The sequence below is a fragment of the Corallococcus llansteffanensis genome (assembly GCF_003612055.1).
GTDB lineage: Bacteria > Myxococcota > Myxococcia > Myxococcales > Myxococcaceae > Corallococcus > Corallococcus llansteffanensis.
The window spans coordinates 1-277 of record NZ_RAWB01001156.1 but is presented as its reverse complement, the minus strand read 5'-3'; the positions used below and the strand labels follow the sequence as shown (position 1 = coordinate 277).

Genomic DNA, 277 nt, shown 5'->3' with positions numbered 1-277 from the left:
CTGGATGGCCGGGCGGACCTGTACGCGATGGGGGTCATCGCCTATCAGCTCCTCACCGGGCGGCTGCCCTTTCCCGACGAGGGGCTCACCGCCCAGCTCGTGGCGCACCAGACGCGGCAGCCGCCGCCGCTGCGCTCGGTGCATCCCGGGGTGCCGGCCGCGGTGGAGGCCGTCATCCTGCGCGCGCTGGCGAAGACCCCCGAGGAGCGCTTCCCCAGTGCGCTCGCCCTGCGCACCGCGCTGGAGCAGAGCCTGGCCGTGCGGACCCCGCCGCCTC

General features: G+C 75.8%; 1 pseudogene. It reads left to right on the top strand.

The annotated features are described in order from the left end of the window. A pseudogene (locus D7V93_RS43895) lies at nucleotides 1-277 on the top strand (serine/threonine protein kinase); the annotation flags it as partial.